This is a genomic window from Dinoroseobacter sp. PD6 (assembly GCF_028807315.1).
Classification (GTDB): domain Bacteria; phylum Pseudomonadota; class Alphaproteobacteria; order Rhodobacterales; family Rhodobacteraceae; genus Dinoroseobacter; species Dinoroseobacter shibae.
Window position 1 is genome coordinate 374,807 of the sequence record NZ_JARAMN010000004.1, and the last position, 19,012, is coordinate 393,818.

Below are 19,012 nucleotides of genomic sequence, written 5' to 3' on the forward strand. Positions count from 1 at the left end.
CTGTACGTTTGATTTCAGGATTTTATTCACGTCATCACTGTCCGTGATTCTGGGCAAGGTGCGCACGATCGACGGCGATATCGCCGGGTTGAGATCGGCCGCCGAGACCGGGTTCGAGGTCGCCTTTTCCATCAACACCCTGACCGCGACCCCGTCGAAGCTCGCCGGTGTGCTGAACGATGCGCGCGATGTTCTGGGCTTTGCGCTTGGCGTGATCGAGGACGCGGTGACCGGTTTCCTCGACCTGTTGGGTTTCGATGTGTTCGGGGCGATCAACGGGCTGCTATCGGACCTGCTGGCGCCGCTCGCACCGGTTCTGGACATCGTCGATCAACTTGAGGCGACGCTGGTCGCGGCGGTGCCCCCCTCGGGGATCTGCTGGGCGAGGTGCTGGACACGCTCGGGGCGGCGGCGAGCGCGCTGGGCAAACTGACGCTTTTCGGTGTCGATCTCTTCAATAACGTGATCGAGGGCGACCAGGGCGAGGGCAACTTCCCGGAGCGGATATTCGACGATCTGAGCGGGACCGATGGCGCGGACGCGATCTTAGGGTTGCGCGGGGTCGACCGGATCGACGGCGGCGACGGGAACGATCGGATCATCGGGTATGAAAGCGCCTTCTTCATTCTCGCACGCGCGGCCGGGGAGCCGTATATCGAGGACAAGGTGTTCGATCCGGAGGCGTTTCTCGCGGACAATGCGGAGGTGGGCCTTTCGGGGACGACCATCACGACGGACGAAGGCTCGATCCTGTTTGTCGGGGTCCATGACACGAGCGCGTTTGATGGCTTCCTCCTCTTGGGGTGAATGCCCCATCGGAAATTGACCATACAGACAGGTTTACAGATGATTTGAATTCAGTTTACCGTTTGAACGAGATTTCTATGAACCGTCCATCGTCAAATTCCATTCCGGGGAAACACCATGTCCTTTTTTCAGAACTATATCGATAATGCGGCCCTCATTGAGGGCGATCTGGCGACAATCCAGGATGTGACGGGCGATGTGGCCGATGCGCTGGAGGCGGTGGATGCTTTCCTCGGCATCCCGGCGCAGATTTCTTCGGCGCTCGATGCGGCAAACGATGCCCTGTCGATCCCGACAACCGTCATCAACGCGCTCAAGGCGCTGCCTTTCGGTATCGGAAGCGCAGTGTCCGCCTTTCAGACCGCATCGACAGGGTTGAAGACGACGATCACAACCACGCGCCAGACGATGGATAGGATCGACGACCGGCTGGAGCCGGTGCGCGACGCGGTGGAGGACGGAAGCGAGGCGGTATCGGTGGCCGTGACAACCGTGACCCTGGCTGCGACCGCCTTCATCGTCGTGGAGGATGAGGCGGCCCGGCTGGAGGCCAGCCTCGGAGATCAGGCCTTCCTTGGCGGCGACGTGTTCCGCCTGCCGACGCAGCTGGAGGATTTCAACACGGCGGTCGACGAGTACGAGGCGCTGCGAAACGAGGTGCTCGGCACGATCAGTGCGGTGGCCGCCCTGGCCGAGAACGCGGCAAATGCGATTGCCGACGCGATCCCGGATCTGAGCTTGGCCACCGGGTTGAAGGCCGCTCTAGAAACGGTGTTCGACCCGATCACCGACTTGCTCAACGATGTCGAGGATGCGCTCGACTTCAACATCGGCATCGGGTTCGTCAGCTTCAACGTGCTCGACGTTCTGAAGTCCATCGGGGATTTCGCAGGGTTCATTGTGGACGCCGTCGAGGCCGCGGCAAATGCCGTCCTCGGTGTGATCGGGCTGAGCCTTGGCTCCATCGACGACGCGATCAATGGGCTGATTTCGGATCTGCTGGCGCCGTTCAACCCGATCCAGCAGGCGATCGAGGACCTGAACGCGCAGTTCGACAGTCTGCTGGCCGAGCTGACCGCGCCGCTGAACGAGGCGGTGGGCGACCTGATCGATCTGACACGCGAGCTGCGCGATGCGGTGGATGTGGGCATCCTGTTCGACAACTCGATCGTCGGGGACGAGGCGCCCGATCTGGTGCGCTTCGCCGATGAGCTGCGCGGCGTGGACGGGCAGTCGGACGCGATCTATGGCCTGTTGGGCCGCGACACGCTGATCGGCGGTGAGGATGATTTCGTCTTCGGCGGACGCGGCGGCGACACGATCATCGCCGAGGGCGGCCGGATCGAGGCCTATGGCGGGGTCGGGCGCGACCGGATCACCGTATCGGACGAGGTGCCGGGCGGGTCCTTCGTGGCCGATGGCGGCGCGGGCAACGACATCATGATCGGCGGCGATCTGGCGGATGTGTTCTTCGGCAACACCGGCAACGACATCATGGTCGGCAATGGCGGGGTGGACGCGTTCTACTTCGCGGGCGAGGTCGGCAATGACCGCATCTTTGGCCGGGACGCGATCCTGGACGACCTGTTCTACGTGGACTTCGCGCTGGTGGGCGGCGACGCGCTGACCGAGACGGAATTCCTGGAGGATTACGCCGAGGTGTCGCGCAACCGCACCACGGTGACCTTCGACGACGAGGCCGGGTCGGTGACCTTCTTCGGCGTCCGGGATGCGGCGGCGCTGTTCGACCAGTTCATCTTCACGGACACGGCGCTGGCCTGAGAACCGATTTCTGAAATGCGAAAGGCCCGGGCAGTCCCGGGCCTTTGTCTTTCTCTGCAAGCCGTTTTCAGAGTTGGGCCATGACCTCGTCGGAGGCTTCGAAATTGGCGGTGACGTTCTGGACGTCGTCGTCGTCCTCCAGCGCGTCGAGCAGTTTCATCAGCTTCTGCATGCCTTCGAGGTCGAGCTCGGTGGTGGTGGTGGGGCGCCAGACGAGCTTGGTGCTCTCGCTCTCGCCCAGTTCGGCCTCAAGTGCTGTGGAGACCTCGTTCAGGTCGGTGTCGGCGCACCAGATGATGTGTCCGCTCTCGTCGCTTTCCACGTCTTCGGCGCCGGCCTCGATCGCAGCCATCATCACGGTGTCGGCATCGCCCGCTTCGGCCGGGTAGCTGACCTGGCCCTTGCGTTCGAACATGAAGCTGACCGAGCCGGTCTCGCCCAGGTTGCCGCCGTTCTTCGAGAAGGTCGAGCGTACGGTCGATGCGGTGCGGTTGCGGTTGTCGGTCATCGCCTCGACGATCACCGCGACGCCGCCGGGGCCGTAGCCCTCATAGCGGATCTCGTCATAGTTCTCGCCCTCGCCGCCGAGGGATTTCTTGATCGCGCGTTCGATCACGTCCTTGGGGACCGATTGCGACTTGGCCTCTTTCACCGCGAGGCGCAGGCGGGGGTTCTTGTCGGGGTCCGGATCGCCCATCTTCGCGGCGACGGTGATCTCCTTGGACAGTTTCGAGAACAGCTTGGCGCGCAGCTTGTCCTGGCGCCCCTTGCGGTGCTGGATATTGGCCCATTTGGAGTGGCCTGCCATGGGTGCCTCATGTCTGGTTGGGTGCGGTTTGCGCGCGGTTATAGGGGCTGGCCGGGAAGCGGGCAAGGCTTGGCGCGCGGGTGGGTTGCCGCCGCAGGGCGTTGGGGTAGGGTGCGGGGATGACCTCGGACCAGATCCTCTTGTTCAGCCTGTTCGGTCTGGTGTTTGCCTTCCTGCTCTGGGGGCGGATCCGGTATGACGTGGTGGCGTTCAGCGCACTGTTGCTGGGCGTGGTTCTGGGCGTGGTGCCGACGGAGGCCGCGTTTTCCGGGTTCGGCCATCCCGCGACGCTGGTGGTGGCGCTGGTGCTGGTGGTGTCGGCGGGGCTGGTGCGGTCCGGCGCGGTGTTGCTGATCACGCGGACGCTGGTGGATGCGACGCGCGGGTTGGCGGCGCATATCGCGATCATGGGGGCGGTGGGCGCGGTTCTGTCGGCGTTCATGAACAACGTGGCGGCCCTGGCCTTGTTGATGCCGGTGGATATCGCAACCGCGCGCAAGGCGGGGCGGGTCGCGGGGCTGAGCCTGATGCCGCTGAGCTTCGCGACGATCCTGGGCGGGATGGTGACGCTGATCGGTACGCCGCCCAACATCATCATCGCCGCGATCCGCGAGGAAGCCGTGGGCGCGCCCTTCGCGATGTTCGATTTCGCACCCGTGGGCGGGGTGGCGGCCATCGCCGGGCTGGCCTTCGTGGCGCTGGTGGGATGGCGGGTGATCCCCAGCCGGGAGGGGGCGACGGTTTCGGGCGGCGGTCTGGAGCAGTTCGCGGACTATATCGCCGAGTTGACCGTGCCGGAGGAGAGCGCGCTGATCGGTGCCCCCCTGAGCGATGTCTATCCCGAAGCGGAGCGGGCGGACGTGGCCCTGCTGGGTGTGATCCGGAATGGCAAGCGGCGGTTCGCGGCGCGGCATCTCAAGCTCGCGGCGGGCGATGCGCTGGTGCTGGAGGCGCAGCCCGAGGCGCTGGACGAGTTCCGCACGGCGCTGAAGCTGGATTTTTCCGACGCGCGACGGTTGGAGGATTTGCAGGCGGATGGCAGCGGCGTCAGTTTCGTCGAGGCCGTGGTGCCCGATACCGCCCGGATCGTGGGGCGCAGTGCCGAGGCCATCGGCCTGGCCTGGCGGCGACGGACCGTGCTGATGGGGATTGCGCGGCAGGGCACGCGGATTTCGCGGCAGGTGCGCAAGACCGAAGTGGCACCGGGGGATATCCTGCTGCTGCTGGTGCCCAGCGAGGCGAAGGACGAGGTTCTCGACTGGCTCGGGGTGCTGCCGCTGGCGGACCGGGGCGTGCGGGTGACGCAAGGGGCCAAGACCTGGGCTGCGATCGGCATTTTCGCGGCGGCGGTTGCCGTGGCGGCGCTCGGGCTGGTCTATCTGCCCGTGGCGCTGGGGATCGTGGCGATGGCCTATGTGCTGTTGCGGATTCTGCCCGTGGCGGAGCTTTACACGCATATCGAGTGGCCGGTCGTGGTGCTTCTGGGCTCGATGATCCCGCTGGGGGCGGCCCTGGAAAGCTCCGGCGGTACCGAGTTGCTGGCGGGGGCTCTGCTGGGGTTGACCGAGGGATTGCCGGCCTGGGCGGTGCTGACCGTGCTGATGGTGGTGACGATGACCCTTTCGGATGTGCTCAACAACACCGCGACGACCATCGTGGCGGCCCCGGTGGGGATCGAGATGGCAAGAGTGCTGGGCGCGTCGCCCGACCCGTTCCTGATGGCGGTGGCGGTGGCGGCCTCGGCGGCGTTCCTGACGCCCATCGGGCACAAGAACAACACGCTGATCCTGGGGCCCGGGGGGTACGGGTTCGGGGATTACTGGCGGATGGGGTTGCCCCTGGAGGTGTTGATCATCGCCGTGTCGATCCCGACGATCCTGGTGGTCTGGCCGCTTTAGGGGGCCTCGGGATGCTGTGCTGCCCAGGGGAGCGCTCGGGTCCATGTGTCGGAGCCACCGGGCGGGTCGGTTTCGCGCTTGCGCCCGTCCTGCGCGCGCGGCAGGAGCGGGGGAAACGGATGCGGAGGGTTTGCGATGCGGTATGACGCGGTGGTGTTCGACCTGGACGGGACGCTGGTCGACAGTGCGCCGGACATGGCGCGGGCGATCAACGGCGTGTTGGCGACAAGGGGGCGGCGCGCGCTGAGTCTGGCGGAGGTGATCTCCTTCATCGGGTCGGGCGCACGGATCCTGGTGCAGCGCAGCCTGCGCGCCACGGGCGGGATCGAGGGCGAAGACGACGCGCTGGCCGAGTTCCTGCGCCGCTACGAGACCGGGGTGGATCACGAGACGGCGGTCTATACGGGGGTGATGGAGATGCTGGGGGCGTTGCGGGCGGCCGGTTTGCCGATGGCGCTGTGCACCAACAAGCCCGAAGCCCCGGCGCGGGATCTGTCGGCGCGGCTCGGGCTGGGGGGGTTCTTCCCGGTGATCGTGGGTGGTGACACCCTGCCGGTGCTGAAGCCCGATCCGGCGCCCTTGCACCATGCGATCACGGGGCTGAGCGCCGATCCGGCGCGGACGCTTTATGTCGGGGACAGCGAGACGGACTACAAGACCGCGCGGGCCGCACAGGTGGATTTCGCCTTTGTCGAGGGCGGGTACCAGAGCCGCCCGATTCCGGATTTCGCACCGACCCATCGGCTGGCGCGTCCGGCGCTGGTGGGCGACCTGGTTTTGTCCGGGGTCGTTACGCGCTGATCTCTACCGGGTCCTGAACGAGGCTGACGGGCAGGCCGGTTGCAATCGAGCGCTGGGCGGCGAGGCCCATTTCGACGGCGCGCCAGCCGTCTTCGGCGGTGACCTCGGGGGTTGTCCGCTGACCCCGGAGCAGGTCCAGAAATGCGCGGTGCTGGTAGAACGTCGCGCCGTTGTGGTCGCCCGCGGCCAGCAGGGTCGGGTCGACGGGGATCTCGCGCAGCTCGGGGCGTTGCGGGGCGCGGGGGCTCAGTTCCAGCAGCGGTGTCGGCGGCGCGCCGAGATCCGCGGGCCAGAACCGGCCCGGGCCGGGCACGCGGGCCTCGATCTTGCCCGCGGGGCCCACGGCGCTGAGCTCTTCCTGGTAGCGCGCGCCCTCGGCATACATGCACAGCTCCAGCATGGCGCGGGCGCCACTGTCGAATTCGCAGATCGCGTAGCCGGCATCGAGGATGTCGGGGCGCGCGCCGTCGTAGCACTCGTCGGCATGGTTCAGCGGGGGCGTGGCACTGGCCAGGATGCGGGTCGGCTCCGCCCCGAGAGCGAGGCGCATCAGGTCGAAGAAGTGGCAGCATTTCTCGACAAAGGTGCCGCCGGTGTAGCGGTTGAAGCGGTTCCAGTCGCCGACCTTGGCCAGGAAGGGGAAGCGGTGTTCGCGGATGGTGAGCATCCGCACGCCGCCCGTTGCGGCCTGCAGCTGGTCGAGGAAGGCCGCGATCGGGGGCATGTAGCGGTATTCCATCGCCACCCAGATCGGCGCGGGATAGGCCGCCACCAGCGCCTTGAGCCGCGGCAGGTCCGCGGGGTCCGTATAGAGCGGTTTTTCCACCAGCAGCGGCAGGGGCCGGGTCGCGGCGATCTCGGCGAGCTGCTCCATATGGCGGAAATTGGGGCTGGCGATGACCAGCGCATCGAGCGCCGGCATCGCCAGCATCTCGGCCAGGCTCGATGCGCGCACCGCGCCGGGGGCCAGCGCAAGGGCGGCGGTGGCCATCGTGTCATCGGGATCGAACAGCGCGGTTGCCTGCGCGCCGGGCAGCAGGGCGAGGTTGCGCAGGTGTTCCTGGCCCATCATGCCGGCCCCGATCAGGCCGTATGTCTTGGTGTCTGTCATTGGGATGCGGTCTCACTCAGGCGCTGGACATAATGGGCGCGCGTCCCGTCGAACCAGGTGCGCGAATATTCGATGGCGGGGCCGGGGCCGGCCCAGGCGAAGCGTTCCACGAAGCCCGCCATGGTGTCGGGGGCGGCCAGTTGCGGCGGGGTCCAGGCGGGAAACGGGGCCAGCCGGACACGGTCCTCGGCCCGCTGGATCGTGAGCCCGAGCCGGGCGGTGTAGCTGCGATAGAGCGATTCGGAGAGGGGGCCTTCGGCGAGGCTCCCGGCGCTGGCATCGAGCCAGATCTCTTCCACCGCGACGGGCTGGTCGTCCAGCGCGCGCAGCCGTCGGAACCGGGTGGCGGCGGGAACGCGACCGAACGCGGGCAGGTCGGCGGGCTTGTCCATCAGCGCGCGGTCGAGCATTTCGGCCCGGGGCAGGCCGCCGCCCGAGCGCCGTTCGAGCCGGAACATGGCATAGACCCCCGCCGCCGGGCCGCCCTTGCGCACGTAATTGCCCGAGCCCTGCACCCGGTGGAGCAGGCCCTGTTCTGTCAGGTGCGCCAGCGCCTTGCGCAGGGTGCCGACGGAGGTGCCCATCTGCACCGCCAGATCCCGCTCGGGTGGCAGACGCGCGCCTTCGGCCAGCCGCCCGGCGGTGATGTCGCGGATCAGGACTTCGCTGATCTGCATGTGTTTGGGGAGGGCGGAGAGGGGCGGCATGGGGCGAGGGTGTCACGATGGCAAATAATTGATACAGGATTGATCTACATCATGGCGGGTGCTACGCAAAGGGAAATCGCACTTCGCTCGGAGCCTCCCCCATGACCGTCGTTCCCGTCACATCCGCCGATCTCGATGCTGCCGAGGTGTCCTGGTTCGCGGCCTTGTGTTCGGATGATTACCGGTTTCTCGGGGTGCCGGAGGGGGATTTGCGGTCGTCCTGGGCCCATTGTTCGGAGATCGTCAAGACCGCGGAGCGGCTGGGCTTTCGCAATATCCTGTGCCCGTCCTCCTACCAGGTGGGGCAGGATACGCTGAGCTTCGTGGCGGGGTGTGCACCGATCACGGATCGGATCAACCTGCTGGCGGCCGTGCGCTGCGGCGAGATGCAGCCGATCATGCTGGCGCGGACCATCGCGACGCTGGATCACATGCTGCAGGGGCGGCTGACGGTCAACATCATCAGCTCGGACTTCCCCGGCCAGAAGGAGCCGAGCCCCTATCGCTATCAGCGCTCCCGCGAGGTGGTGGAGATCCTGAAACAGGCCTGGACACGGGACGAGATCAACCATGAGGGCGAGGTTTACCAGTTCAAGGGGCTGACCACGGACCCGGCCAAGCCGTACCAGACCGGCGGGCCGCTGTTGTATTTCGGGGGGTATTCGCCGGATGCGCTGGATCTGTGTGCCGAGCATTGCGATGTCTACCTGATGTGGCCGGAGCCCAAGGACCAGATCAAGGGCCGGATGGAGGCGGTGCATGCCCGCGCGGCCGAGAAGGGCCGGACGCTCGATTACGGGTTGCGGGTGCACATGATCGTGCGGGACACCGAGGCCGAGGCCAAGGAATATGCCGAGCACATCACCTCGAAGCTCGACGACGACTATGGGCGTGCCATCCGGGAGCGGGCGCTGGACGCCGGATCGCTGGGCGTGTCGCACCAGGCCAAGAATCGCGATATCGCGGACGAATACGGCTATGTCGAGCCGCATCTGTGGACCGGGATCGGGCGGGCGCGCTCGGGCTGCGGGGCAGCACTCGTCGGGTCCGCCGACCAGGTCCTGTCGGAGATAGAGGCCTATCAGAAGATGGGCATTCGCGCCTTCATCTTCTCGGGCTACCCCCACCTGGAGGAAGCCGCGCATTTCGGGCGCCTCGTGCTGCCGCATCTGAAAACCTGTTCCCTGCCGGAGGCCTATGGGCGTGTGCCCGCCAGCCCGCCGGCCACACCCCTTGCTGCCGGAGAGCGCTGTTGATGGATCGCACCCAACTCACCCCCGACCTGAGCCTGAGCCGGATCGTTTACGGCATGTGGCGGCTGGACGAGGATGCCGACACCTCGCCCGCCCATATCCAGGCCAAGATCGAGGCGTGTCTGGCCCAGGGCATGACGACGCTGGACCAGGCGGATATCTATGGTGGGTACATGGCCGAAGAGCTGCTCGGCGCGGCCTTCAAGGCCGCCCCGGACCTGCGGGCCAAGTGCGAGATCGTGACGAAATGCGATATCGTGGCCCCCGTGGGTCGCTATGCCAGTGCGCGGGTGAAGCATTACGACACGTCGCGGGCGCATATCGAGGCCTCGGTCGACCATTCCCTGCGGCTGATGAACATCGAGCGGATCGACCTGCTGCTGATCCACCGCCCGGACCCGATGATGGACGCGCGCGAGACCGGCGCGGCGCTGGACGGGCTCGTGGCCTCGGGCAAGGTCGGCGCGGTGGGCGTGTCCAATTTCAAGCTGCACGACTGGACGCTTTTGCAGTCGGCGATGGAGACGCCGCTCGTCACCAACCAGATCGAGATCAGCCTGACCGCCAATGCGGCCTTCACCAACGGCGATATCGCCTTCCTGCAGGAGCGGGGCATCGCGCCCATGGCCTGGTCGCCTTTGGGCGGTGGCAGCCTGATGACCGGGGATCACGCGGCGGGCAAGGCGCTGGATGCGGTGGCGCGCGTCCAGGGGGTGGACCGCGCGGCGGTGGCGGTGGCCTGGCTGCTGGCGCATCCGGCGGGAATTGTGCCGGTGATGGGGACGAACAGGCTTGACCGCATCGCCGCCTTTTCCGATGCGTTGAAAGTGGAGATGGACCGCGAGACCTGGTTCGCCCTATACGAGGCGGCCAACGGGGCGGAGGTTCCCTGACATGGCAGATGGAGCAGCCCCGAAGATGACCGATACACCCCGCCTTGCGCCCTTTACCCCCGGACCGGACACCGCGCGCGAGTTCCGAAACGCGATGGGTCGGTTTCCCACCGGCGTGACCGTGGTGACCGTGCAGGGGCCGAAGGGGCCGATGGGGATCACCGCCAACAGTTTTTCCAGCGTGTCGATCGACCCGCCGCTGTTGCTGTGGTGTCCGGCCAAATACTCCAGCCGGTTCGAGACGTTCGCGACAGCGCCCCGCTTTGCCATCCACATCCTCGGGCAGGGCCAGATGGATGTTGCGCGGGGCTTTGCCCAGAGGGCCGATGCGTTCGAGGGGCTGGCGCTGGATCCATGCCCGCATGCGGTGCCGCTCCTGGCCGATTGTTTGGCGCGGTTCGAGTGCAAGACCGTGCAGACACATGATGCGGGCGATCACATGATCGTGGTCGGCGAGGTGATCGAGGCAGGCTACCGGGACGGTGAGGCGCTGGTCTTCAGCGAGGGCATGTTCGGACGGTTCGTCGGTCACTAGGCCGACATCTTTCGCGGCGACGGGGGCACGCAACGATCCCCGCCCGCGCCATGGGAGGAGGACGCGCCATGGGCGCATTGCTGGCGGTGCTTGCACCGTTCCGGATCGTCAACGAGGCCCTCTTCAAGGTCGGGCGCGGGCTTGGCGTGATCTGCGTGGCGGCCATGGTCGTGGCGATCCTGATCCAGGTGTTCTTCCGTTATGTTCTGAACAATGCCCTGCCCTGGCCGGACGAGGCCGCGCGGTTTGCCATGCTGTGGATGACCGGGTTGATGGCGCCGACGGCGTTCCGGCGCGGCGGGTTCGTGGCCATCGACATGGTGGTGCGGCTGCTGCCGGTGCGTCTGGGCGCGTTGCTGTCGCTGTTCTTGTTGTTCGTGATGCTGCTGGTGCTGGTCATCGCGGCGCAGATCGGCTGGTCCGAGGTCACGGGCTTTGGCGGGCGGTTCGCCACTGCTTCGCTCTACCTGCCGACGAACCTGAGTTTCACCGAATGGTTCCGGGTGCCGCGCAGCTGGATGATGGCCTCCCTGCTGGTGGGGATCATCATGATGATCTCGGCCAATATCGAGCTCATCCTGCGGGCCGTGATTTCCCTTCTGGGCGGTGCGGAGAATTTGCCGGAGATCCCCGGCACCGAAACCATAGGGGCCGAATGACATGTTGATCTGGTTCCTGCCGCTGTTCCTGCTGTTCCTCATGATCGGCTTGCCGGTCTTTTTCGGCCTGCTTGCAGCCCCCGGGCTGCTGCTGTGGCTGAACGGGCAGGAGCGGGACATCACGCTGCTTTATCGCAATGTCTATAACGGGATGGACAGCTTTCCGCTGATGGCGATCCCGTTCTTCATGCTGGCAGGCGAGTTGATGAACCGGGGCGGGATCACGTTGCGGCTGGTGGAGTTTGCCCAGGCGCTGATGGGGCATTTCCGGGGCGGACTGGCCCATGTGAACATCCTCAGTTCGATGCTGTTCGCGGGGCTCTCGGGCTCTGCGGTGGCGGACACCTCGGCGCTGGGCTCGATGTTGATCCCGGCGATGGAGAAGCAGGGCTATACCCGCCGGTTTGCCGCCGCGATCACCGCCGCAAGCTCGGTGATCGGGCCGATCATCCCGCCCTCGGGGATCATGATCATCTATGCCTATGTGATGGGGGAGAGCGTCGCGGCCCTGTTTTTGGCAGGGATCGTGCCCGGTATCCTCGTGGGTGTCGGCCTGATGGGGGTCGTGAAACTGATGGCGGACAAGTACGACTTCCCCGTCGCATCGGCCAAGACAACCTGGGGCCAGCGGGGGCAGGCGAGCCTGAAGGCGTTCTTCCCGCTGATGACGCCGGTGATCATCCTGGGCGGTATCCTAGCGGGGGTGTTCACCCCGACCGAGGCTGCGGCGGTGGCGGTGGCCTATGCGCTGATCATCGGGTTCTTCGTGATGCGGACGCTGAAGGTCTCGGACCTGCCGGATATCCTGGGTCGCGCCGGGATCACGTCGGCGGTGGTGCTGCTCCTGGTGGGGGCGGCGATGGCGTTCAAGACGGTGGTGAGCCTGTCCTACGCGCCGCAGATCATGGCGGATTTCATGCTGAGCCTGTCGGAGAATCCGCTGATCCTGCTGTTGCTGATCAACCTGTTGCTGTTCGTGGTGGGGATGTTCCTCGATGCGGGGCCGGCGATCATCATCCTCGGCCCGATCCTCGGCCCGATCTTCGTCGATCTGGGGGTCGATCCGATCCATTTCGCAATCATCATGTCCGTGAACCTGACCGTGGGGCTGGCCACGCCGCCCATGGGGCTTGTCCTGTTCGTGGCAAGCTCGGTCTCGGGCGAACGGGTCGAGCGCATCGCCAAGGCGATCCTGCCCTTCCTGGCGGTGGAGATCTTGGTGATCTTCCTGATCACCTATTTCCCCGCGATTTCCATGACCATTCCGCGTCTCACCGGCTTTGCGCAGTGAGGTGCGGGCGGCCGAAACAGACAAAGACCAACCGAGGAGGAACGAAATGTTCAAAACCACCCTGAAGGCGCTTCTGGCCGGAGCGATGCTCCTGTCCGCGCCGCTGGCGGCCACGGCGCAGGAATATACCCTGCGCGCCACCGCCAATTCCAACGAGAACGACGAGGATTACGACGGCCTCGTGGTGTTCAGGAACTATGTCGAGAGCGCGTCGAACGGGGCCATCGCGGTGGAACTGTTCATCGGCACGCAGCTGTGCTCCAACGGCGCGGAATGCTTGCAGGGCGTGGCCGACGGCTCGATTGACATCTACATCTCGACCTCTGGCGGTGCGTCGGGGATTTTCCCGTATGTTCAGGTGCTTGACCTGCCCTACCTGATGGCGGACGACCGCATCGCCGAGGCGGTTCTGGCCGGGGATTTCACCCGCAAGGTGCGCGAGATGGCGCTGGAGGACAGCGGCGGCATGATCCGTCTGATGACCATCGGCAACACCGGCGGCTGGCGCAACTTCGCCAACACCCAGCGCCGGATCGCGGCACCCTCGGACATGGAGGGGCTGAAGATCCGCACCGTGGTGGCCGATCTGCCGCAGGAACTGGTGCGCGTGCTGGGCGCCGCGCCCACCCCGATCCCGTGGCCGGAGCTGTTCACCTCGCTGCAGACCGGCGTGGTCGAGGGGTCCAAGAACGGCATCACCGATATCATGGGGATGAAATTCCCCGATGCGGGTCTGCAATACCTGACCCTGGACGGGCACGCCTATATGGGTGCGCTGTGGTGGATGAACAACGAGCGGTTCCTGTCCATGCCGGAGGATCTGCGCCGGGTCGTGGTGGATGGGTTCTACGCGTTGCAGCAGGCGACCTTCGCCTCGCCCAAGCGCAAGTCGATCCCCGCCTATGAGGAGTTCGTCGCCGGGGGCGGGGACCTTTATGTGCCCACGCCCGAAGAGAAGGCGGCATTCAAGGAGGCCGCGGCCCCAGTGTTTGACTGGTTCAAGGCCAATGTCGGGCGCGGGGAAGAGGTGTTCAACGCGTTGAACGAGGCCGTTGCCGAGGCCGAGGCCGAGGTCAACGCGGCGCGCGACGCCGACTTGAATTGAAGCCGGTCAAGGGTTTGCGGGGGGCGCGCCACGGGTGCGCCCCTTCGGCGTTATCCTGTATCTGCCGGGAATGTTTGTCTTTGCGCTCGGGCGCCCGGTTTCGTACTGTGGCGCCATGGCGGAGGAGATAAGAGCCCTGATGTCCGGATTAGGCCAGCGCGCCCGTGTCGTGGCCTTTGCCCTTGTCTCCGGGATCGCCCGGCTCTGCGGTAAGCCCGAGGTCGACAAAACCCTGCGCGATCTTCCCGCCCACAAGCAACGCCGCGTGACCGTTCTGGCCCTGTCGGGACTGTTGGTGACGAGCCTTCTGGCGGCGCAGTTCGGCTGGATCGGGATGCTGGTGTTTTTCATGGCTGTAGTACTGATTATAAACTGAGTTTTCGGTACACCATTGCATGCTATTGAAAACATTCGAAAAAATTTTTGACTTTTGAGATCCATCCTCCATTTCGCTGCGTACAGACAGCATGACCAACAGGAGGACGACATGGACTTCGGACTTGGAATACTGACTTTCGGAACTTTGGGCTTCGTGGTGGCTTTCGGCTATATCAGTGCACGGGCCACGGAGAAGCTGCGCCAGCAGGGGGGACCGAAATCGTCCCTGTCGGCGGACGGAATTGCCGAGCGCATGGCCGCGCGCGGCGCGAAGTGATCATCTACCCCGCCCGGTTCGGGCAGGCGAAGTTGAGGGGGGCAGGCCGTGGGTCTGCCCTTTTTCATGGGCGCGGGGCTCAGGTCTGCGCGAGCGAGGCGATCTGGGCGACGATGTAGTCCTTGACCTCCTGCGCGGGTGCGAAGGTGGACGCGCCCAGCCCGCCCGCGCCATCGGAGCTGTAATACACTTCGGTAAAGCCGTGTTCCGCGATGGTTGCGGCGATCGCGTCGACCGCGCGGTCAATCAGCGCCTGAACCTTCGGGGTGAGTGCCGCATAGCCCATGCCGTGACTGCCGGTGGGGATGCCGCCCGCCCGGGGCGGGGTTTCGCATTGCCAGGGTCGCAGGACGCCGTTGCCCGCCCCGGGAGCGCAGGCGCCGGGCGGGCGTGCCCCGGCGGCATGGTCGTGGAAGTCGAGAAACTGCTCCTCGTTGTCGTTGAAGATGAAGAACGCGGACTTGTAGGCGTCCTGCGCCACCATCCAGCCGAAATCGCCAGGTTTGCCAACGCCCTGGAACACGGAACCGATCACCTGCACTGCCATCGCGACCTCCCTAGCGAAATGGATACATCCAGACCTTGTAGTCATCCACAAGCGCGTGGGCCTGCGCCACCTGCTCGGGCGTCATCTTCTTGCGGACCTCTTCCTGACTGTCGGCGGCGTCCGGGTCGCCGCCGATCGCACTGAGCACGTACCACATATAGGCGCGGACAAGGTCGGGCGCGGGCATGCCGAGGCCCGTCTCGTAGTACCACCCGACCCCCGATTGCGCGCCCGCATGGCCCTTCATGGCAGAGCGCAGATACCATTCGAAGGCGCGGGTGTAGTCCTGCGCCACGCCCAGCCCGAGCGCATACATCACGCCGATCAGTTCCTCGGCCTCGGCATTGCCGGACCGTGCGGCGGGCCAGAGCAGCGCCTTGGCCTCGGCGAAGCGGCCTTCCTCCATCAGGTCGCGGGCGGGTTCGAGATCGGCCAGGGTCGGGCTTGCAAGGGTCAACGAAACCGCCATGATCGCCCAATGAAGCGCGCGCTGCATATCCTCGCCTTTCTTTGTGCCGGGCCGGCGGTGGCGGAGGTGCCGCCGCCGCTGTCGCCTGCGGATTTCCACGCGTTCGACCCGGATCAGGCCCGGATCGGTCAGCTTCTGTTTTACGACAAGATCCTGTCGGGCAACAGGAACATCGCTTGCGGGACCTGTCACCACCATGACCACGCGGGCGGCGACGGGCTGAGCCTGGGGATCGGCGAGGGGGGCGTGGGTGTCGGGCCGGAGCGGACGGCAGGAACCGGCGCAAACCGTATCCGCAAGCGGATCCCGCGCAACGCACCCGCCTTGTGGAATCTCGGGCACAAGGACATCCGGGTGCTGTTCCATGACGGGCGGCTTGAGGTGTCGGAGCTTTATGGCAACGGGTTCAACTCGCCTGCGCAGGAATGGCTGCCCACGGGGTTCGACCATATCCTTGCGGCACAGGCGGTGCTGCCGTTGGTGGCGCAGTTCGAGATGGCGGGAAATCCCAAGGAGAACGAGATCGCCGGTGCGGTGCATGACCGGATCGACGCGGCCTGGCCGATCCTGGCCAAGCGGGTGCGGACGATCCCGGAATACGGCGCGATGTTCGTGGATGCGTTCGACCATGTCGAGACGCCCGAGCAGGTCACGATTGTCGAGATCGCCAATGCGCTGGCGGCGTTCATCGGCACGGAATGGGCCAATTACGACAGCCCGTTCGACGCCTACCTGGCCGGGGATACGGGCGCGCTCGATCCGGCGGCGGCGCGGGGGATGGCGCTGTTCTACGGGGCGGCCGGGTGCGTGACGTGTCATTCCGGGCCCTTGCTGAGCGACCAGAAGTTTCATGCGCTGGGCCTGCCGGCCTTCGGTCCGGGGCGCACGCGGCAATGGGATCCGATCCCGCGTGACATGGGCCGGGTGGGGGAGAGCAACCGGCTGGAGGATGCCTACCGGTTCCGCACGCCGCCCCTGCGCAATGTCGCGCTGACCGGGCCCTACGGCCATAACGGGGCCTACCGGACGCTGGAGGGGATCGTGCGCCACCATCTCGACCCGGGTGGGATGGGGGCGGCCTGGAGACCGCAGGATGCGCAACTGCCCGAGGCACCCTGGCTGGCCGAGATCGATTTCGTGATCCGGTCCGACCGGGCGGAGATGGCGCGGCAGGCGGCGGCGCGGGATATCGCGCCCGTCGCGCTGGACGATGCCCAGGTGGCGGATCTTGTGGCCTTCCTGCACGCGCTGACCGGGCGGACGGCGGAGGCGCGGCCCCTCGGGCGGCCGGAGACGGTGCCCTCTGGCCTGCCGGTGGACTGACCCGGCCCCCGTGGACAAGCCCGCCCGATAGTGGCAAGGGACCGGGCAAGGAGATACCCATGACCACCACCCGTTTCGCGCCGTCGCCCACCGGATACCTGCATGTGGGCAACCTGCGCACCGCTCTGTTCAACTACATGATCGCCCGCAAGGCCGGGGGCACCTTCATCCTGCGGATCGACGACACGGACCCGGAGCGGTCGAAGCCCGAATACGTCGACGCGATCCAGGAGGACCTGACCTGGCTCGGGCTGACCTGGGACCGGATCGAGTATCAGTCGAGACGCCTCGACCGCTATGCCGAGGCGGCGGATGCGCTGCGCGCGGCGGGCCGGTTCTACGAGGCGTTCGAGACGCCGACCGAACTGGACCTCAAGCGCAAGAAGCAGCTGAACATGGGCAAGCCGCCGGTCTATGATCGCGCAGCCCTGGCCTTGTCGGAGGACGAGAAGGCGGCGTTGCGCGCCGAGCGGGGGCAGGGGGTTTGGCGGTTCAAGCTGGATCACGAACGGATCACCTGGACCGACGGCATCCTTGGCGACATCTCGATCGATGCGGCCTCGGTGTCGGACCCGGTGCTGATCCGGGGTGACGGGCAGGTGCTCTATACGATCGCGTCGGTGGTGGACGACACCGAGATGGGCGTGACCCATGTGGTGCGCGGCTCGGACCATGTGACGAACACCGCTACCCAGATCCAGATCATGGCAGCGCTCGGGCATGGGCACCCGGAGTTTGCCCATCACTCGCTGCTGACCGGGCCGCAGGGGGAGGCGCTCTCGAAGCGTCTCGGCACGCTGGCCTTGCGTGACCTGCGTGCCGAAGGCGTGGAGCCGATGGCGCTCTTGAGCCTGATGGCGCGGCTCGGCTCGTCCCAGCCGGTGGAAGTGGCAGGCAGCCTTGAGGCGCTGATCGAGGGGTTCGATCTGAGCACCTTTGGAGCAGCACCAACCAAGTTCGACCGTGCGGACCTGTTCCCGCTGACCGCGCGGGTGTTGCACGCGACGCCGTTTGCGGAGGTCGCCGATGAAATCGCGGCCCTGGGCGTGCCCGCCGCGCAGGCGGAGCTCTTCTGGGAGGTGGCGCGGGCCAATATCACCACGCGCGCGGACCTTGCCGGATGGTGGCAGCTGTTCCGCGACGGTGGTGCGCCACTGGTGGCCGAGGAGGACCGGGCGTTTGTCGCCGACGCCTTCGCGCGCCTGCCCGAGCCGCCCTACGGGCCAGAGACATGGGGCGCCTGGACCGCCGAGGTGAAGGCGGCCTCGGGCCGCAAGGGCAAGGGGCTGTTCATGCCCCTGCGCAAGGCGGTCACAGGGTTGGAGCGCGGGCCGGAAATGGCCGATGTCATGCGGCTTCTGCAGAAAAAGCCGACGCTCTGAGACTGGTTCAACCTTGGGCCGAGGGGCGCAGCGCTTCAGGCGGTTGCACCTGGGCAAAGAGGGAGCGCAGCGTACTGTCCACGAGGCCGCGATCCCGGGCGGGGAGGGGCTGTGCCCTGGGATAGATCGGCGCCGCCCGGTCGTTGAGGATGGGCGCATCCCAGCCGTCGGTGGTGTCGAAAAACGCCTCGGCTCCCGCGCGCCCGAACTCCGCCAGGTAGCCGCCGATCACCGTGTCGAGGTAGCTCAACAAGATGGGGTGTCGCAGGCTGGGGGCCGTGGTGTGATGCGCACTGGCCTCGTAGAGATGCAGGGCGAGCGCGTCGGCATCTCTGACCTCCGACCCCGAAAGGCGCACCCGGTCATAGGCATGCTCCCGCGCGTCGAGGGCGGCCCAGTCCGCGCCCGGCACGGCGGCGACGAGCCCCGCGATCTCGCTGCCCGGGGCGCGCGTGACTGTCAGGAATGCAACCTCGCGGTGGCGCGAATGCCGCCAGACCCGGCGCCAGCCGCGGACCCGGGCATGGCCCTGGACCGGGTAGCGATGGGTGCCGCGATGCACCAGCGAGCCGTAGCCGAAGAAATGCGGAGGGGTCATGGCGGGTTTCTGCGCAAAGGGCACCTGCGACAAGCTGTTCACGGTTATTCCATGTCGGGCACCCTTGACCCAGGAAGGTTCCGCAACATTTCCCCACAAGGGATAGTTGTACGGAGTGGTCATGTCCAATCTTGAAGATCGTAAGCTGGCGTTGTCGGAAAACCCTTACGCCGAGAAATACGCTGCGGCGCGGGCCTCGATCGAGGCGGAAAAGCGCAGCAAGGAAGCGTCGGGTTACGCCTGGATGTCGGCTGCGATGAATTACGGCGCGGCCGCCGAGGGGCCCGGCCGGTTCGGCAAGATCTCCTCCGGGGCGAAGTGGTTCTGCATCTGGTTCGCCATGATCGTGCCGAACCTTCTGTTCATCCGCGTCCTGCTCTGACGCGAT

22 protein-coding genes are annotated in these 19,012 nt (G+C 66.2%); 16 read left to right on the plus strand and 6 right to left on the minus strand.

Annotated features, from left to right (window positions below; translation table 11 throughout):
- Positions 1-43: 43 nt before the first annotated feature.
- The 3 genes from PVW48_RS09925 (at position 44) to PVW48_RS09935 (ending at position 2,589) form a co-directional block, all read left to right on the plus strand.
- Entirely contained in the window at positions 44-433 is a 390-nt protein-coding gene (locus PVW48_RS09925; protein ID WP_274581215.1) for a hypothetical protein, read from the plus strand.
- Entirely contained in the window at positions 388-807 is a 420-nt protein-coding gene (locus tag PVW48_RS09930; protein ID WP_274581216.1) for a hypothetical protein, read from the plus strand. The genes PVW48_RS09925 and PVW48_RS09930 overlap by 46 nt, the downstream gene beginning before the upstream one ends.
- Positions 808-924: 117 nt before the next feature.
- Positions 925-2,589 carry a calcium-binding protein gene (locus tag PVW48_RS09935; RefSeq protein WP_274581217.1) on the plus strand — a complete coding sequence of 555 codons (1,665 nt, stop codon included), beginning with the start codon at positions 925-927 and terminating at the stop codon, positions 2,587-2,589.
- A 67-nt stretch (positions 2,590-2,656) separates the two neighbouring features.
- On the opposite strand, the gene PVW48_RS09940 is transcribed toward PVW48_RS09935, so the two are convergent.
- Entirely contained in the window at positions 2,657-3,397 is a 741-nt protein-coding gene (locus tag PVW48_RS09940) for a YebC/PmpR family DNA-binding transcriptional regulator (RefSeq protein ID WP_012179423.1), read from the minus strand.
- Between the two features lie 119 nt (positions 3,398-3,516).
- Here PVW48_RS09940 and PVW48_RS09945 point away from each other — a divergent pair, with 119 nt between their 5' ends.
- Positions 3,517-5,295 carry an SLC13 family permease gene (locus PVW48_RS09945; protein ID WP_274581218.1) on the plus strand — a complete coding sequence of 593 codons (1,779 nt, stop codon included), beginning with the start codon at positions 3,517-3,519 and terminating at the stop codon, positions 5,293-5,295.
- 135 nt (positions 5,296-5,430) lie between these two features.
- Positions 5,431-6,096, plus strand: coding sequence for a phosphoglycolate phosphatase (gph, locus tag PVW48_RS09950; protein ID WP_012179421.1), 666 nt, complete (start codon positions 5,431-5,433; stop codon positions 6,094-6,096).
- Here the strand turns inward: gph and PVW48_RS09955 are convergent.
- Together PVW48_RS09955 and PVW48_RS09960 are read right to left on the minus strand one after the other, a co-directional pair.
- Entirely contained in the window at positions 6,086-7,207 is a 1,122-nt protein-coding gene (locus PVW48_RS09955) for a Gfo/Idh/MocA family protein (RefSeq protein WP_274581219.1), read from the minus strand. The two genes, gph and PVW48_RS09955, sit on opposite strands and share 11 nt — an antisense overlap.
- A complete protein-coding gene (locus PVW48_RS09960) occupies positions 7,204-7,884 on the minus strand; it encodes a GntR family transcriptional regulator (protein WP_443112671.1) in 681 nt (226 codons plus the stop codon). Before PVW48_RS09960 ends, PVW48_RS09955 begins: the two co-directional genes overlap by 4 nt.
- A gap of 131 nt (positions 7,885-8,015) precedes the next feature.
- Between PVW48_RS09960 and PVW48_RS09965 the strand changes: the two genes are divergently transcribed.
- The 8 genes from PVW48_RS09965 (at position 8,016) to PVW48_RS10000 (ending at position 14,305) form a co-directional block, all read left to right on the plus strand.
- The gene (locus tag PVW48_RS09965; RefSeq protein ID WP_274581221.1) at positions 8,016-9,170 is read left to right on the plus strand and encodes an LLM class flavin-dependent oxidoreductase; all 1,155 of its coding nucleotides are present in this window, start codon (positions 8,016-8,018) and stop codon (positions 9,168-9,170) included.
- Positions 9,170-10,060 carry an aldo/keto reductase gene (locus PVW48_RS09970; RefSeq protein WP_274581222.1) on the plus strand — a complete coding sequence of 297 codons (891 nt, stop codon included), beginning with the start codon at positions 9,170-9,172 and terminating at the stop codon, positions 10,058-10,060. The genes PVW48_RS09965 and PVW48_RS09970 overlap by 1 nt, the downstream gene beginning before the upstream one ends.
- A 25-nt stretch (positions 10,061-10,085) precedes the next feature.
- Positions 10,086-10,595 (plus strand): flavin reductase family protein, encoded by a 510-nt coding sequence (locus tag PVW48_RS09975; RefSeq protein WP_044028903.1) that lies wholly within the window; start codon positions 10,086-10,088, stop codon positions 10,593-10,595.
- A 68-nt stretch (positions 10,596-10,663) separates the two neighbouring features.
- Positions 10,664-11,254 carry a TRAP transporter small permease gene (locus tag PVW48_RS09980; protein WP_012179415.1) on the plus strand — a complete coding sequence of 197 codons (591 nt, stop codon included), beginning with the start codon at positions 10,664-10,666 and terminating at the stop codon, positions 11,252-11,254.
- Position 11,255: 1 nt separating this feature from the next.
- A complete protein-coding gene (locus tag PVW48_RS09985; protein ID WP_012179414.1) occupies positions 11,256-12,545 on the plus strand; it encodes a TRAP transporter large permease in 1,290 nt (429 codons plus the stop codon).
- 46 nt (positions 12,546-12,591) lie between these two features.
- Positions 12,592-13,650 carry a TRAP transporter substrate-binding protein gene (locus PVW48_RS09990; protein WP_274581223.1) on the plus strand — a complete coding sequence of 353 codons (1,059 nt, stop codon included), beginning with the start codon at positions 12,592-12,594 and terminating at the stop codon, positions 13,648-13,650.
- 115 nt (positions 13,651-13,765) lie between these two features.
- The gene (locus tag PVW48_RS09995; protein WP_274581224.1) at positions 13,766-14,026 is read left to right on the plus strand and encodes a hypothetical protein; all 261 of its coding nucleotides are present in this window, start codon (positions 13,766-13,768) and stop codon (positions 14,024-14,026) included.
- Between the two features lie 111 nt (positions 14,027-14,137).
- A complete protein-coding gene (locus tag PVW48_RS10000) occupies positions 14,138-14,305 on the plus strand; it encodes a hypothetical protein (protein WP_157865338.1) in 168 nt (55 codons plus the stop codon).
- A gap of 79 nt (positions 14,306-14,384) precedes the next feature.
- Here PVW48_RS10000 and PVW48_RS10005 read toward each other — a convergent pair whose 3' ends face one another.
- Positions 14,385-14,852, minus strand: coding sequence for a hypothetical protein (locus PVW48_RS10005; protein ID WP_274581225.1), 468 nt, complete (start codon positions 14,850-14,852; stop codon positions 14,385-14,387).
- A 10-nt stretch (positions 14,853-14,862) separates the two neighbouring features.
- Positions 14,863-15,321, minus strand: a complete 459-nt coding sequence (locus PVW48_RS10010; RefSeq protein ID WP_443112673.1) for a tetratricopeptide repeat protein — start codon at positions 15,319-15,321, stop codon at positions 14,863-14,865.
- A gap of 9 nt (positions 15,322-15,330) precedes the next feature.
- Between PVW48_RS10010 and PVW48_RS10015 the strand changes: the two genes are divergently transcribed.
- Together PVW48_RS10015 and gltX are read left to right on the plus strand one after the other, a co-directional pair.
- Positions 15,331-16,644: a cytochrome-c peroxidase gene (locus tag PVW48_RS10015; RefSeq protein WP_274581227.1), complete on the plus strand. Its 1,314-nt coding sequence runs from the start codon at positions 15,331-15,333 to the stop codon at positions 16,642-16,644.
- Between the two features lie 59 nt (positions 16,645-16,703).
- Complete coding sequence (gene gltX / locus PVW48_RS10020; protein WP_274581228.1) at positions 16,704-18,026, plus strand: glutamate--tRNA ligase; 1,323 nt, start codon at positions 16,704-16,706, stop codon at positions 18,024-18,026.
- Between the two features lie 7 nt (positions 18,027-18,033).
- Here the strand turns inward: gltX and PVW48_RS10025 are convergent, their stop codons facing one another.
- Positions 18,034-18,624, minus strand: a complete 591-nt coding sequence (locus tag PVW48_RS10025; RefSeq protein WP_274581229.1) for a gamma-glutamylcyclotransferase family protein — start codon at positions 18,622-18,624, stop codon at positions 18,034-18,036.
- A gap of 121 nt (positions 18,625-18,745) precedes the next feature.
- Between PVW48_RS10025 and PVW48_RS10030 the strand changes: the two genes are divergently transcribed.
- Complete coding sequence (locus PVW48_RS10030) at positions 18,746-19,006, plus strand: hypothetical protein (RefSeq protein WP_012179407.1); 261 nt, start codon at positions 18,746-18,748, stop codon at positions 19,004-19,006.
- Positions 19,007-19,012: the final 6 nt, after the last annotated feature.